The sequence below is a fragment of the Kitasatospora sp. NPDC002040 genome (genome assembly GCF_040296785.1).
Classification (GTDB): Bacteria; Actinomycetota; Actinomycetes; order Streptomycetales; family Streptomycetaceae; genus Kitasatospora.
The window spans coordinates 193,344-207,257 of sequence record NZ_JBEOXV010000012.1 but is presented as its reverse complement, the minus strand read 5'-3'; the positions used below and the strand labels follow the sequence as shown (position 1 = coordinate 207,257).

The 13,914-nt window shown below is 73.1% G+C and carries 14 protein-coding genes; 7 read left to right on the top strand and 7 right to left on the bottom strand.

Annotated features, from left to right (window positions below; translation table 11 throughout):
• On the top strand, positions 1–212 hold a 212-nt coding region (locus tag ABT118_RS24330; protein ID WP_350672590.1), incomplete at its 5' end, for a hypothetical protein.
• Here ABT118_RS24330 and ABT118_RS24325 read toward each other — a convergent pair.
• The 5 genes from ABT118_RS24325 to ABT118_RS24305 form a co-directional block, all read right to left on the bottom strand.
• Complete coding sequence (locus tag ABT118_RS24325; protein WP_350672588.1) at positions 131–2,350, bottom strand: NADP-dependent isocitrate dehydrogenase; 2,220 nt, start codon at positions 2,348–2,350, stop codon at positions 131–133. The genes ABT118_RS24330 and ABT118_RS24325 overlap by 82 nt on opposite strands.
• Positions 2,351–2,437: 87 nt before the next feature.
• The gene (locus ABT118_RS24320; RefSeq protein WP_350672586.1) at positions 2,438–3,361 is read right to left on the bottom strand and encodes a serine hydrolase domain-containing protein; all 924 of its coding nucleotides are present in this window, start codon (positions 3,359–3,361) and stop codon (positions 2,438–2,440) included.
• Positions 3,358–4,293, bottom strand: a complete 936-nt coding sequence (locus tag ABT118_RS24315) for a DUF6895 family protein (RefSeq protein WP_350672584.1) — start codon at positions 4,291–4,293, stop codon at positions 3,358–3,360. Before ABT118_RS24315 ends, ABT118_RS24320 begins: the two co-directional genes overlap by 4 nt.
• The gene (locus ABT118_RS24310; protein WP_350672581.1) at positions 4,290–4,967 is read right to left on the bottom strand and encodes a hypothetical protein; all 678 of its coding nucleotides are present in this window, start codon (positions 4,965–4,967) and stop codon (positions 4,290–4,292) included. The genes ABT118_RS24315 and ABT118_RS24310 overlap by 4 nt, the downstream gene beginning before the upstream one ends.
• A gap of 93 nt (positions 4,968–5,060) precedes the next feature.
• Positions 5,061–5,246 carry a hypothetical protein gene (locus ABT118_RS24305; protein ID WP_350672579.1) on the bottom strand — a complete coding sequence of 62 codons (186 nt, stop codon included), beginning with the start codon at positions 5,244–5,246 and terminating at the stop codon, positions 5,061–5,063.
• Positions 5,247–5,405: 159 nt separating this feature from the next.
• Here ABT118_RS24305 and ABT118_RS24300 point away from each other — a divergent pair, with 159 nt between their 5' ends.
• Positions 5,406–6,173, top strand: coding sequence for an SDR family NAD(P)-dependent oxidoreductase (locus ABT118_RS24300; RefSeq protein WP_350672577.1), 768 nt, complete (start codon positions 5,406–5,408; stop codon positions 6,171–6,173).
• Positions 6,174–6,295: 122 nt separating this feature from the next.
• Complete coding sequence (locus ABT118_RS24295) at positions 6,296–8,128, top strand: ABC transporter ATP-binding protein (protein ID WP_350672575.1); 1,833 nt, start codon at positions 6,296–6,298, stop codon at positions 8,126–8,128.
• Here ABT118_RS24295 and ABT118_RS24290 read toward each other — a convergent pair.
• Together ABT118_RS24290 and ABT118_RS24285 are read right to left on the bottom strand one after the other, a co-directional pair.
• Positions 8,101–8,769, bottom strand: coding sequence for a lysophospholipid acyltransferase family protein (locus ABT118_RS24290; RefSeq protein WP_350672572.1), 669 nt, complete (start codon positions 8,767–8,769; stop codon positions 8,101–8,103). The two genes, ABT118_RS24295 and ABT118_RS24290, sit on opposite strands and share 28 nt — an antisense overlap.
• Positions 8,770–8,964: 195 nt before the next feature.
• Entirely contained in the window at positions 8,965–11,139 is a 2,175-nt protein-coding gene (locus ABT118_RS24285) for a bifunctional glycosyltransferase/CDP-glycerol:glycerophosphate glycerophosphotransferase (RefSeq protein ID WP_350672570.1), read from the bottom strand.
• A 593-nt stretch (positions 11,140–11,732) separates the two neighbouring features.
• Here ABT118_RS24285 and ABT118_RS24280 point away from each other — a divergent pair.
• The 4 genes from ABT118_RS24280 to ABT118_RS24265 all read left to right on the top strand — a co-directional run bounded on the left by ABT118_RS24280 (position 11,733) and on the right by ABT118_RS24265 (position 13,890).
• Positions 11,733–11,999: a hypothetical protein gene (locus ABT118_RS24280; protein ID WP_350672568.1), complete on the top strand. Its 267-nt coding sequence runs from the start codon at positions 11,733–11,735 to the stop codon at positions 11,997–11,999.
• 82 nt (positions 12,000–12,081) lie between these two features.
• The gene (locus ABT118_RS24275) at positions 12,082–12,507 is read left to right on the top strand and encodes a YjbQ family protein (RefSeq protein ID WP_350672565.1); all 426 of its coding nucleotides are present in this window, start codon (positions 12,082–12,084) and stop codon (positions 12,505–12,507) included.
• A 96-nt stretch (positions 12,508–12,603) separates the two neighbouring features.
• A complete protein-coding gene (locus tag ABT118_RS24270; RefSeq protein ID WP_350672563.1) occupies positions 12,604–13,452 on the top strand; it encodes a helix-turn-helix domain-containing protein in 849 nt (282 codons plus the stop codon).
• Positions 13,453–13,533: 81 nt separating this feature from the next.
• Positions 13,534–13,890: a hypothetical protein gene (locus tag ABT118_RS24265; protein WP_350672561.1), complete on the top strand. Its 357-nt coding sequence runs from the start codon at positions 13,534–13,536 to the stop codon at positions 13,888–13,890.
• Positions 13,891–13,914 lie beyond the last annotated feature (24 nt).

Below are 13,914 nucleotides of genomic sequence, written 5' to 3'. Positions count from 1 at the left end.
GCCTCTCCCCCGAGGCGGTGTCCGGCACTGCCCCCGCGGCCGCCGCGCTGGTGCTGCTCTACCCGGCGGCCCTGCTGCTGCACAGCCTGGCCACCTCCCGCCGGGGCTTCGGCCTTGCTGTGACGGACCGTCAGCCGAGGAGCGCGAGCGCCTCGTTGAAGGTCGCCGACGGGCGCATCACCGCAGCGGCCTTGGCCGGGTCGGGCTGGTAGTAGCCGCCGATGTCGGCCGGGGAGCCCTGGACCGCGATCAGCTCGGCCACGATGGTCTGCTCCTGCTCGGCCAGCGTCTTGGCCAGGCCCGCGAAGGCGGCGGCCAGCTCGGCGTCGACGGTCTGCTGCGCCAGCTCCTGGGCCCAGTACAGGGCCAGGAAGAAGTGGCTGCCGCGGTTGTCGATGCCACCGAGGCGGCGGCTCGGCGACTTGTCCTCGTTGAGGAAGGTGCCGGTGGCCCGGTCCAGGGTGTCGGCGAGGACCTGGGCCCGCGCGTTGCCCGTGGTGGTGGCGAGGTGCTCGAAGCTGGCGGCCAGCGCGAAGAACTCGCCCAGGCTGTCCCAGCGCAGGTAGTTCTCCTTGACCAGCTGCTGGACGTGCTTCGGGGCGGAGCCGCCGGCGCCGGTCTCGAACAGGCCGCCGCCGTTCATCAGCGGGACGACCGAGAGCATCTTGGCGCTGGTGCCCAGCTCCAGGATCGGGAACAGGTCGGTCAGGTAGTCGCGCAGCACGTTGCCGGTCACCGAGATGGTGTCCTCGCCGCGGCGGATCCGCTCCAGCGAGAAGGCGGTGGCCTCGACCGGGGAGAGGATCTCGATCTGCAGTCCCTCGGTGTCGTGCTCCGGGAGGTACGCCTTGACCTTCTCGATCAGCACGGCGTCGTGCGAGCGCTCGGCGTCCAGCCAGAACACGGCCGGGTTGCCGGTGGCGCGGGCGCGGGTGACGGCCAGCTTGACCCAGTCCTGGATCGGCAGGTCCTTGGTCTGGCAGGCGCGGAAGATGTCGCCGGCCTGGACGATCTGCTCCAGCACGGTCTCGCCGTCGGCGGCGACCAGGCGGACGGTGCCGGCGGCGGCGATCTCGAAGGTCTTGTCGTGGCTGCCGTACTCCTCGGCGGCCTGGGCCATCAGGCCGACGTTCGGCACCGAGCCCATGGTGGCCGGGTCGAACGCGCCGTGGGCGCGGCAGTCGTCGATGACGACCTGGTACACACCGGCGTAGCTGCTGTCCGGCAGCACGGCCAGGGTGTCGGCCTCGGCGCCGTCCGGGCCCCACATGTGGCCGGAGGTGCGGATCATGGCCGGCATCGAGGCGTCGACGATCACGTCGCTCGGCACGTGCAGGTTGGTGATGCCCTTGTCCGAGTCGACCATCGCCAGGGCCGGGCCCTCGGCGAGCTCGGCGTCGAAGGACGCCTTGATCGCGTCGCCCTCGGGCAGCGCGGCCAGGCCGTTGAGGACCACGCCGAGGCCGTCGTTCGGGCTGAGGCCGGCGGCGGCCAGGGTCTCGCCGTAGGCCGCGAAGGTCTTCGGGAAGAAGGCGCGGACGACGTGGCCGAAGACGATCGGGTCGGAGACCTTCATCATGGTGGCCTTGAGGTGCACCGAGAACAGCACGCCCTCGGCCTTGGCCCGGGCCACCTGGGCGGCCAGGAACTCGCGCAGGGCGGCGACCCGCAGCACGGAGGCGTCGACGACCTCGCCGGCCTGCACCGGGACCGACTCGCGGAGCACGGTGGTGGTGCCGTCGGTGGCCTGGAACTCGATCCGCAGCGCGCCGGCCTCGGCGATCACGGCCGACTTCTCGGTGGAGCGGAAGTCGTTCACGCCCATGGTGGCGACGTTGGTCTTGGAGTCGGCCGACCAGGCACCCATGCGGTGCGGGTGGGTCTTGGCGTAGTTCTTGACCGAGGCGGGGGCGCGGCGGTCGGAGTTGCCCTCGCGCAGGACCGGGTTGACGGCGCTGCCCTTGATCTTGTCGTACCGGGCGCGGACGTCGCGGTCCTCGTCGGTCTTCGGGTCGTCCGGGTAGTCCGGCAGCGCGTAGCCCTGCGCCTGGAGCTCGGCCACGGCAGCCTTCAGCTGCGGGATCGAGGCCGAGACGTTCGGCAGCTTGATGATGTTGGCCTCGGGGGTCTTCGCCAGCTCACCGAGCTCGGCCAGCGCGTTCTCGATCCGCTGGCCCTCCGCAAGACGCTCGGGGAAGCTCGCGATGATGCGGCCGGCCAGGGAGATGTCACGGATCTCCACCTGGACGCCCGCAGTCGAGGCGTACGCCTTGACGACCGGCAGGAGCGAGTACGTCGCCAGGGCCGGGGCCTCGTCAGTGTGCGTGTAGATGATGGTCGAGTCAGTCACCGGTGCTCCGCTCCATGTTTACTAACGTCTTGATATCAAGATATCTCGTTCCCGGCAGTCCTCGACACCACCCCCCGCCCTGAACCGTCAGGTCGCCGGAAGAGCCCGCAGCGCGTCGTACGCCGTCTGGACGAAGCGCCCGCGCAGGGTCGGCCCGGTGTTGGTGAGGGCGGCCAGGGCGGTGCCCCGTCCGGGGTCGAAGCCGAGGAAGGCGGTGCAGCCCCGGGTGGCGCCGGAGTGGAAGTACAGCGAGCGGCGGTGCTGCCAGAGCAGCGGCAGCCGGACGGCGGTCAGGGCGGCGGCCAGCGGCCCGGCCGGGGCGAGGTGGGCGTCCAGGTAGCGGGCCAGGTCCAGGCCGGTGGAGCGGAGGGCGCCGGCGCCGGGCAGGCCGGGGATCCGCCAGGGCGGCAGCGGCCGGCCCCGGCGGTGGCCGACCGCCCGGCCCGGCGCCTCGACGGTGCAGCCGGTGCCGGTCAGCCCCAGCGGCCGGCACACCCGGCGGTCCAGCAGCTCGGCGTACGGCATCCCGCCGCGCTCGGCCAGCGCCCGGCCGAGCAGCGCCGCGCCGTAGTTGGAGTACCTGACCCGGCCCGGCCGTCCGGCCCTGGCGGGGGCGGCCAGCAGCCGGGCGTCGGTGAAGTCGGCGTACGGGTTGCGGTACCAGCGGGGGAGGGCGGAGCGCAGCAGCCCGGGCGGGAGCCGGGGCAGGCCGGAGGTGTGGGTGGCCAGCTGGTGCAGGGTGCAGTCGAACGGGACCGGCAGGTGGGCCGAGACCGGGTCGTCCAGCCCGACCTCGCCGGTGCCGGCCAGCTCGGCCAGCAGCAGCGCGGTGAAGGTCTTGGTGACCGAGCCGAGCTCGTAGCCGGTCGCCCCGGTCACCGCCGGGCCGCCCGCGAACTCCGTTCCCCGGCAGTGCAGTTCGGTCCGGCCGCAGGCCACCGTCACCAGCGTGAGCGCGGTCGCGCCGGGGACGGTGGCCAGCAGTGCGGTCGCGGTCGCGGCCGCGCTCACGCGAGCGCCGGTTCGGCCCCGAGCGCGCGGGCCAGCGTCACCGTCCCGGCGATCACCGCGACCACGGCCGTGTGCTCGTGGTCCCGGAACGCCTGCGCCGGGTCCGGGTCGACCGGCTCGGCGTCCCGGGGGGTGAGCCCGTCGGGGTGCTGGGCGGCGGCCAGCCGCTCCCACGGGTCGAGGCCGCAGACCGGGGCGCCGGTGCAGGAGTCGACGATCAGCAGCTCGCCGACCAGGTCCCACTGCCCGATCTCCAGCCAGATGTCGGCCCAGACCGGCAGCCAGTCGGTCAGGTACGTGCGCAGCGGCCCGGGCAGGCCCTCGGGGCGGGCGCCCCAGTCGGTGAGGTGGAAGACGGTGTGGGTGAGGGCGTAGCCGGTGGACCAGTCGATCGACCAGGGCTCGGGGGCGGCGCCGAGCCAGGTGCCGGCGGTCAGCGCGGCCCAGTCCGGCCGGTGGTCGAGGCCCACCACCCGGCGGGCGTTGGCGACCGCGAGCCGCCGGTTGGGGACCATCTCGGCGGCGTGGGTGGCGCGCAGCCGGGTGAGCGAGTCGAGCAGCTCGTCCAGCGGCCGGTGCCGGTAGCCGGCCCGGGCGAAGTGCGCGTACATCTCCAGCGGGTCGGTCAGGTTGGGGTGGCGCAACTGCCGTTCGTAGAGCAGGTTCCCGCTCTGCAGCTGGTGCCAGCAGAACTCGATCAGCTCGCCCGCCGCGGCCAGGTCGTGGGCGCCCGCGACCCCGTCCCGCAGGATCAGCGAGGCGGCCAGGGCGGCCTCGCCGAGCGGCTTGTAGGCGGTGTCGGGGTCGGAGAGGTCGACGGTGGCGTCCGGCGGCAGGGTGCCGTGGCCGTTGCGGTGGGCCCGGTGCAGCCAGTGCAGGGCCTGGGAGGAGAGCCGCTGCGCGATGCCGAGCAGGCGGGGGTCGGTGGTCATCGCTGATGCTCCGTCAGCAGGGCCTGGGTGATGGCGAGATCGAGGGCGGTGCGGTTGGAGCCGTCGCCGACCAGGTGCAACCGGTCGAGCAGCGGCGGGAGTTCGAGCGGGGTGGGGGTGCCGAGCCAGGCCAGCCAGCGGGTCAGCCGCAGCGCGGTGCGGTGGTCCCGGCGGAGCATGGCGCGGACGGTGCCCCGGGCCAGGGCGAGCGGTTCGCGGCGGGCCGCGCGGTGCACCGGGCCGTCGAGTCCGGGCAGGGCGAGCGGGGCGAGCCGGGCCATCCGGACCGACCAGCGCTGCCAGTGCGAGGAGTCCGGGACGTGCTCCGGCTGGTGGACGGCGACCCCGGCCAGGAAACCCGACACGTGGTCCAGCCAGGCGACCGCCAGTGCGTCCTGGTCGGTGCCGTCGGGGGTCGGGGTCTCCGGCGGGAAGGCCCGCAGGGCCGCGCCGAGGGCGGTCGTGGTGGCGGTCTCCAGCGGTGCGCCGGAGAGGAGTTGGGCCGCGAACAGGTCGGGGCCGAGCACCCGCAGGGCGGCGAGCTCGGGCGTGCTGGCGGGGGCGGCTGGCGCGACCGCGCCCCCGGCGCCGGTGAGGGCGTCGAGGGCGCGTCCCGCCATCCGCTCGACTGCGGCGGCGTACACGTCGCGCAGTGCGGTGTCGGTGACCGGCATGGGAGGTGGGCTCTCCTGGGGTGGAGCGTGGTCGGGGCGGGACGGGGCCCGGCACTCCGCGCGGGGGGACGGGCGGGAGTGCCGGGCGGCAGGTCAGCGGCGGTCCTTCGGGCCCTTGGGGGAGAGCAGCAGGAGCAGCAGCAGGAACCCGGCGGCCTCCGGCTGATGGACCGGCGCCGCGCTGACCGGCGCCTCGCCCTCGGTCAGCAGTGCGGTGAGGGCGAAGCGTTCGGCCACCGTGGTCAGCGGCCTTGCGGGGGCGTTGATCTGAGTGGGCATCAGATACCTCCTTGGCTCAGGCGCGGCGTCGGCGTTGACGCCGCACGGCCAAAACTACGAGCACGAATCGATCCCGTGGTCGAGGGCACGCCGTACGGGGTGTCAGATCGCCCGCGACGCGCCGGTGCACGGGTGATTACCACCGAGTACGGTCTGCACATGACCACTGCTCTCATCACCGGCGCCACCGCCGGCATCGGCGCCGCCTTCGCCCGCCGCCTCGCCGCGGACGGCCGCAGCCTCGTCCTGGTCGCCCGCGACGCCGAGCGGCTGGCGGCCACGGCGGCCGAGTTGACGAAGAAGTACGGGATCGAGGCCGAGGTGCTCCCGGCCGACCTGGCCACCGAGGCGGGCATCACCGCCCTCGAGGCGCGGCTGCGGGACGGCGACCGGCCGGTCGACATCCTGATCAACAACGCCGGCTTCGGCAACAAGGGCGCCTTCCTGACCGTCCCGCTGGAGCAGGAGCTGGACATGCTGAAGGTGCATGTCGAGGCGATCCTGCGGACCACCACGGCCGCGCTGCCCGGCATGCGGGAGCGCGGCTTCGGCGCGATCGTGAACGTCGCCTCGGTGGCGGCCTTCCTGCCGCGCGGCACGTACGGCGCCAGCAAGGCCTGGGTGGTCAGCTTCACCCAGGGGGTGGCCCGCGACCTCGGCGGCACCGGGGTGCGGCTGATGGCGCTGGCGCCCGGCTTCACCCGGACCGAGTTCCACCAGCGGGCCGGGATGGGCACCTCCAACGTGCCCGCCTGGGGCTGGCTGTCGGCGGAGCGGGTGGTGGACGAGGCGCTGCGCGACCTGGCCCGGGGCCGCTCGCTCTCGATTCCCGGCAAGCGCTACAAGGCGGCCGTCGCGATCGCCCGGCTGCTGCCTTCGGGCAAGCTGGGTGGTGTCTCCGCCAAGGCGGCGCGGACGTACGAGTAGTCCACCGAGTGGTCCACCGGTTTCGGACCTCGGCTCATTATTAGCCCGTCTAACTATGAGCTATGCTCGGTACGCGGGCGGGGGACTCCTGCCCGCGTGCCGACCGAACGGGGAGGTCGCCTGTGCGCGACGAGATCAAATGGACACCGCCGGCCCGGGCCGAGGGCGAACCCCGCCCACCGGCCCAGTGGCGCCGCATCCTGGCCCTGTTCCGGCCCTACCGGGGACGCCTCGCCGTGGTCGGCCTGCTGGTCGCGGCCTCCGCCGTGGTCGGGGTGGCCACCCCGTTCCTGCTCCGCGCCGTGCTGGACACCGCGATCCCGCAGGGCCGGACCGGCCTGCTCAGCCTGCTCGCGCTCGGCATGATCCTGGCCGCCGTGGTCAGCAGCATCTTCGGGGTCCTGCAGACCCTGATCTCCACCACGGTCGGCCAGCGGGTCATGCACGACCTGCGCACCTCGGTCTACCGCCACCTGCAGCGGATGTCGCTGGCCTTCTTCACCCGGACCCGCACCGGCGAGGTGCAGTCCAGGATCGCCAACGACATCGGCGGCATGCAGTCCACCGTCACCTCCACCGCCACCTCGCTGGTCTCCAACCTGACCGGCGTGGTCGCCACCGTGGTCGCCATGGTCGCGCTGGACTGGCGGCTGACCGTGGTCTCGCTGCTGCTGCTCCCGGTCTTCGTCTGGATCAGCCGCCGGGTCGGCAACGAGCGCAAGAAGATCACCACCGAACGGCAGAAGCAGCTCGCCGCGATGAGCTCCGCCGTCCAGGAGTCGCTGTCCGTCAGCGGCATCCTGCTCGGCCGCACGATGGGCCGCTCCGGCTCGCTCTCGCACGACTTCGACCTCCAGTCCGACCGGCTGGCCGACCTCGAGGTGCGCTCCAGCATGGCCGGGCGGTGGCGGATGGCCACCATCGGGATCGTGATGGCCGCGATGCCCGCGATCATCTACTGGGCCGCCGGGCTGGCCATGGCGGGCGGCGCGCCGATCGTCTCGATCGGCACCCTGGTCGCCTTCGTCTCGCTCCAGCAGGGCCTGTTCCGGCCCACCGTCAGCCTGCTCTCCACCGGCGTCCAGGTGCAGACCTCGCTCGCCCTGTTCCAGCGCATCTTCGAGTACCTCGACCTGCCGGTCGAGATCGCCGAACCGGCCGCGCCGGTCCGCCCGGGGACGATCCGGGGCGACGTCACGTTCGAGCAGGTCGAGTTCCGCTACACCCCCGACCAGGAGCGCCCCACCCTCACCGGGATCGACCTCAAGGTCCCGGCCGGCGGCTCGCTCGCCGTGGTCGGCGAGACCGGCTCCGGCAAGACCACGCTCAGCTACCTGGTGCCCCGGCTCTACGACGTCACCGGCGGCCGGGTCGCCATCGACGGCACCGACGTCCGCGAACTCGGCTTCGACACCCTGGCCGACGCGATCGGCGTGGTCTCGCAGGAGACCTACCTGTTCCACGCCTCGGTCGCCGACAACCTGCGCTTCGCCAAGCCCGACGCCAGTGACGCCGACCTGGTCGAGGCGGCCCGGGCGGCCCAGATCCACGAGCTGATCGCGGACCTGCCCGAGGGCTACGACACCGTGGTGGGCGAACGCGGCTACCGGTTCTCCGGCGGCGAGAAGCAGCGGCTGGCGATCGCCAGGACCATCCTGCGCAATCCGCCGGTCCTGATCCTGGACGAGGCCACCAGCGCACTCGACAACCAGACCGAACGCGCGGTCCAGCAGGCCATCGACGCGCTGTCGGCCGGCCGCACCACGATCACCATCGCGCACCGGCTCTCCACCGTGCAGCGGGCCGACCAGATCGCCGTGCTGGACGCGGGGGAGATCGCCGAGCTGGGCACCCACGAGGAGCTGCTGGCCCGGAACGGGCGGTACGCGGCGCTGCTGCGCCGTGAGCTCCCGTCAGCGGCCGGGGATCAGGCCGCCAGCGGGCGCTCGTTGTAGACCTCGGCCAGCTCCTGGCCGGAGAGCTGGTGGATCGCCGCCATCACCTGGTCGGTGACCTCGCGCCGGGCCCGGGCCGAACGGGCCTGACCGTGCAGGTGGTCGAAGTGCAGCGGCTCGCCGAACCGGACCGTCACCTTGCGCAGCCGGGGGATCCGCTTGCCGACCGGCAGGATGTCGGCCGGCCCCTCCAGCGCCACCGGCACCACGGGCACGCCCGCGGTCAGCGCCAGCCAGCCCACCCCGGTCTTGCCCCGGTACAGCCGCCCGTCCAGCGAGCGGGTGCCCTCCGGGTAGATGCCGAACGCCTTGCCGTCGCGCAGGATCTCCAGCGCCGAGTCGAGCGAGGCCTGCACGGCCTTGATCTCGCCGCGCTCCACCGGGACGGCGTTGATGGCCTGGAAGAACGCCTTGGAGAGCGCGCCCTTGAGGCCGGTGCCGGTGAAGTACTCGGCCTTGGCGAGGAAGAACACCTGGCGCGGCGCGGTCAGCGGGATCACCACGCTGTCGATGAACGACAGGTGATTGCTCGCCAGGATCACCCCGCCACCACGCGGCACGTTCTCCAGCCCCTCGATGACGGGGCGGTAGAGCGCCTTCGCCACGGGCTTGAGCACGAGCTTGGTGATGAGGTTGATCATCTACGTCTCCCTGGCCGCCACTACCCCCGCGCCGGTGACACCGGGGCGAGGCCAGACCGCAGGTTACGTCATCACCCCCGTCCGCCGTCCACCACTCCGCTCAGCGGGCGGCTGCGATTCTCGTCACGCCCGTTCGCCTGCGGTGCGTTGACGGCGAGTCGGTTGACGGCGGGTCGGCTGCCGTCCGGGCCCGGCTCAGTCGACCGGGAAGATCCGCCGTACCACCCGCTCCGCCGCCCCGCCGTCGTCCCAGGGGCAGAACCGGGCCCGGAACGCCGCCCGGGCCGCGGGAGCCGGGTCGCCGGCCAGCAGGGCCTCGGTCAGGGCGCCCGGCTCGGTGGCGACGGCGCCCGGGGGGAAGGCCATCAGGTCGAAGTAGACGCCGCGGACCCGGCGGTACTGCTCCCAGTCGGGGGCGTGGATGACGATCGGGCGGTCCAGCACGGCGTAGTCGAACATCATCGAGGAGTAGTCCGTGACCAGGACGTCCGCCGCCAGGTAGAGGTCCTCGACCACCGGGTGGGCGGAGACGTCGAGCACCTCCGCCGCGTGCGGACCCGTCGTCAGGTCGCCCGCCCCGCCGTGGTGGAGGTAGTGGGTGCGGACCAGCAGGGTGTACCCGGGGCCGAGCTTCTCGGCCAGCTCGCGCAGGTCGAGCACGGGGACGTACCCGCCCTGCCCCTCCCGGTGGGTCGGGGCGTAGAGCACGGTGCGCCGGTCGGCGGCGATCCCGAGCCGGCTGCGGACGTCGGCGGCCTCGGCGGGGGTGGCCAGGGCCAGCCGGTCGTTGCGCGGGTAGCCGGTCTCCAGCAGCTCGTAGTGGCCGGGGAAGGCGCGGGCGAAGTGCTCGCTGGTGTGCGGGTTGGGGGAGACCAGGTAGTCCCAGCGGTCGACCGCCTCCTGCAGCCGGTCGAAGTCCATGCCCTCGGCGGCGTCCGGATGGTCCCTCAGGTCCATGCCCATGGCCTTCACCGGCGTGCCGTGCTGGGTCTGCACGTGCACGGTGCCGGGCCGCTTGACCATGGTGTGCGGGAAGTTGACGTTGTTGACGAAGTACTTGGCGGTGGCCATCAGCCGCAGGTACGCCGGAGTGTTCACCAGCACGTACGGGACGCCCGGCGGCAGGGTGGCGGCCTGCGCCCGGGTCTCCACCACCCACACGCCGGTGACCGAGGGCGCCAGCTCGCGCGCCTTCTGGTAGATCGCCGCCGGGTTGCAGGCGTAGCCCCGGTGCCAGTACGCCGCGTACACCGCCAGGCGGTCGTCCAGCGGCAGCCGCCGGAAGGTGTTGTACGCGGTGAACCTGGCCCCGCTGCGCATCCCCTTGCGCAGCGCGGGGGCGACCGCCCCGGCCTGCTGCTTGAGGCTGCGCGGCAGCCGGCCGCCCCGGCGCAGTTCGCCGTACGCGATCCGGGCGCCGCGCGCGGCCAGCCGGTACTGGATGCCCTGCAGCCCGCCGGGGTAGCGGTAGCCGGCCGGTCGGTGGCGGGCGAAGTGGTCGGCGATCCGGGCGAAGAAGTCGGCCCGCAGCCCGGTCGGCACCAGGCCGGGGGTGTCGTAGACGGTGAGCGCCTGACGGACCGTCCGGTCGAAGACCAGGCGGCGCAGCGCCGGGCCCGGGTCGGTGCCCGGGCGGTCGAGCGCCGCGAAGATGGCGTCGTACTGGGCGAAGGCGTCGGCGTGCTTGGGGGAGGCCGTGGCGGTGATCGCGCCGGGGCGCCCGCGCCGGTAGTTGTAGCAGGAGCGGTCGAGGTAGCGCAGCCGGCCGGTCAGCAGGGCGGGGTAGGTGACGGAGATGTCCTCGTAGTACCCGCGTCCGAACGCGACGTCGAGGTCGAGCAGGAACCGCCGCCGGAAGACCTTGTTCCACACCGACATCACGGTCCGGAACAGCGCCGGGTGGTCGGCGGCGGTGCAGCCGGCCTCCAGCGGGGAGCCGCGCAGCAGGTGGCCCCAGGGGTTGGGCTCGGTGCTGCCGTCGGGGTAGACGTGGGTGAAGTCGGTGAGCAGGACGTCGACCGGGGTCTCGGCGGCCTGCTCCCGCCGGAGCTCGTCCAGCACCGCGGCGAGGGTGCCGTCGGGGAGCCAGTCGTCGCTGTCGACGAACCAGACGTACGTCCCGGTGGCCTCGGCCAGGCCGACCTCGCGGGCGCCGCCGAGGCCCTGGTTCTCGGTCAGGTGCAGTACCCGCAGCCGGGGGTCGCGGGTGGCGTGGTCGTCCAGGATCGCGCCGCAGCCGTCGGGGGAGAGGTCGTCGACGGCGATCAGCTCGACCGTGCCGTCCGCCGGTCCGGCGAGGGAGTCGAGGCAGCGCGGCAGGTAGCGCTCCACGCCGTGGACCGGCAGCACGATGCTGAGGAGGGGGCTCACGCTGGTTCACTCCGCTGGGGATGCCGGGGCGAGGGGCGGCCGCCCGGTTCTGGCGCCACTCTACTGGGCTGCGCCGATGGCCCGGAAAAGCCGAGGGCCCGGAAAAGGCGACCGCCGGTGCCGCGCCGTGCGAGCGCGAGCACCGGCAGTCCGGTGTGGCGGTCCGACCGACCCTCAGCGGTCGACCGCCGGTCCGTCCACCAGTAAGGAGCCGGGCCGCCGCAGCGTCGAGACGGCCGGACAGTGGCTCACCTGGTGTCGGAAGCAGTTGTCCCTTCACCTGTCGAACGTATTCGACGGCGCTGGGCCCGCCTTTCGGCGTTGATAGAGATATTGCTTGTAGGTTTCGCCCTCGTCAATCCCCCGCGTGTGTTCACTTCCTGAATTTTGCGGGCGCCCCGGCCCGCCGATGATCCCCGGGAGGGCGGTCCGGGGGAGATGCGCACTCGTGATCAAGGCCGACCGGATCTGGTGGAGCGTCAGTTCACTTGGCACGATACGGTGGCAGAACACCAGGACGGTTGCGCGAAGCCCGCCACTCACGGATAGTCTTCGCCTCACGGCCCTGGCGCCTCGTAGGGGTGGGAAAACTGATGGAACACATGCAAGTGCGGCCCCGGCCCCGAGTGCCGGCGATCCAGTGCGGCGTCGGCTCGACCGGCCGCCGGCTCGACCGCCATCTCTCGGTTCTCGGCGCGCCGGCCATCTCGGCGGTCGACACCGCCGAGGCGCTCGGCCTGATAAGGGAGCTGACGCCCCGCGGCGTGAGCACCCAGATCGCGCCGCGCCGGACGACGCGGGTGATGCTGCTGGCGCCGCTCAGGCGGCTGAAGCGGAGCCTGTTCGGCAGCCGGGGCTGACGCTCCGCCTCCGGGCGACCCGATGGACCTCGTGGTCCATCGGGTTTTCGGCGTACCCGGGGCCGGGTGCGAGGATGGGCGCATGGCGGACACCTCCTTCCACTCCCGCACCATCGACCTCACCACCGGCAGCGGGGAGGTGGCCCTGGACATCACCGACCGCTGCGCCGCCTTCCTGGACAGCGTGGCCCCCGGCCGGGACGGGCTGCTGAACGTCTTCGTCCCGCACGCCACCGCCGGGATCGCCGTGATCGAGACCGGCGCCGGCAGCGACGACGACCTGCTGGCCGTCCTGCGCGAGCTGCTCCCGGCCGACGGCCGCTGGCGGCACCGCCACGGCAGCCCGGGCCACGGGCGGGACCACGTCCTGCCCGGGCTGGTCGCCCCGCACGCCACCCTGCCCGTGATCGGGGGTCAACTCGCCCTCGGGGTCTGGCAGTCGGTGGTGCTGGTCGACACCAACGGCGACAACCCCCGGCGCACCGTCCGGCTGTCCTTCCTGGGCTGAGCAGGTGGGCGGGGATGCGTCCATATTCTGGCATGCCCTGGTCATACAGGGGGGGGAAGGTGATACTGCTGTGCTCCGACACGGACGGAGCGGTGAATGAGCGGCAGTTGGCGACTGGCCACCGGAGTGCCCGACCCACGCATAGCTGACGGAGTCCTGGGCTATCGGGGCTTCGATCTCGACCTCGGGCGCCCGCAGCGCCGGATCGAACTGCCGACCGGCGCGGTCACGCTGGTGGTCAACCTCGGCGGCACCCTGCGGATCACCCGGTGGGGCGCGGCGGGCGGCTGGCAGTCCGGCGCCTCGTTCGTCGCCGGGCAGCGCAGCGTGCCGGTGCTCGGCGAGCACGACGGGACGCTGCGGGGGATCGAGATCAACCTCGCGCCCTGGTTCTGCTACGCGGTGCTCGGTGTCCGGATGACGGAACTCCAGGACCGCCAGGTCGAGTTGGCCGATCTGCTCGGAACGGGCTGGAGCGCCTTCGAGGAGCGGCTGGCGCTGGCACCCGGCTGGCCGGACCGGTTCGCGCTGCTGGACCGCTGGCTGCTCGGCCGCCGGGCCGGCGGCCCGGCACCGGCGCCCCGGGTGCTGGGAGCCTGGCGGCGGCTCCGGGGCGCGGCCGGGGCCGTCCCGGTCACCGAGCTGGCGGCCGGGGTGGGCTGGAGCCAGCGCCACCTGGAGCTGCGGTTCGCCGAGCAGATCGGGCTGTCGCCGAAGGCGGCGGCGCGGGTGCTGCGGCTGGGCCGGGCGCTGCGGATGCTGACGGCGGGCGAGCCCGCCTGCCGGACCGCGCACTCCTGCGGCTACTACGACCAGGCCCACCTGAACCGGGACTTCCGGGCGCTGGTGGGCGGCTCGCCGGGCGAGTTCCTCGGCCACCGCCGGATGCCGGCCCGCTACCTGGACCGGCTGCCCGGCGCGGTGACCAGCGGGCTGCTGGCATAGCGGGTTCGTCCAAGACCGGACCGGGGCGGCCCACCGATGCTGGTGCCGCCCCGGTCGAGGGGCACTACCGAGAGGACCTCCATGCAGCTCCGGAAGAAGGCGGCGGCCGTGCTCGCCGCAGCCACCCTGTTCAGCGGCCTCGGCGTGCTGACGGCCTCGACGGCCAGCGCCGCCCAGCCGTGCGACCCGACGCAGTTCGTCAACAACTCTTCCGCGTACGGCAAGCTCAAGGGGACGTACAACCTGAAGTACTCGCCCGCCTCGGAGTGCGGCAATGTCGCCTCCGTCCCCTCGGGCAAGGGCTTCTACGTCTGGTGCTACGTCAAGAACTACTACGGCAACAAGTGGTTCTACGGCCGGGTCGAGGGCACCTCCACCTACGGCTGGCTCTCCGCCGACAACGTCGCCGTCGAGCGGGGCAGCCAGTACCCCTGCTGACCCTCACAGGGCCGGCCGGGCACA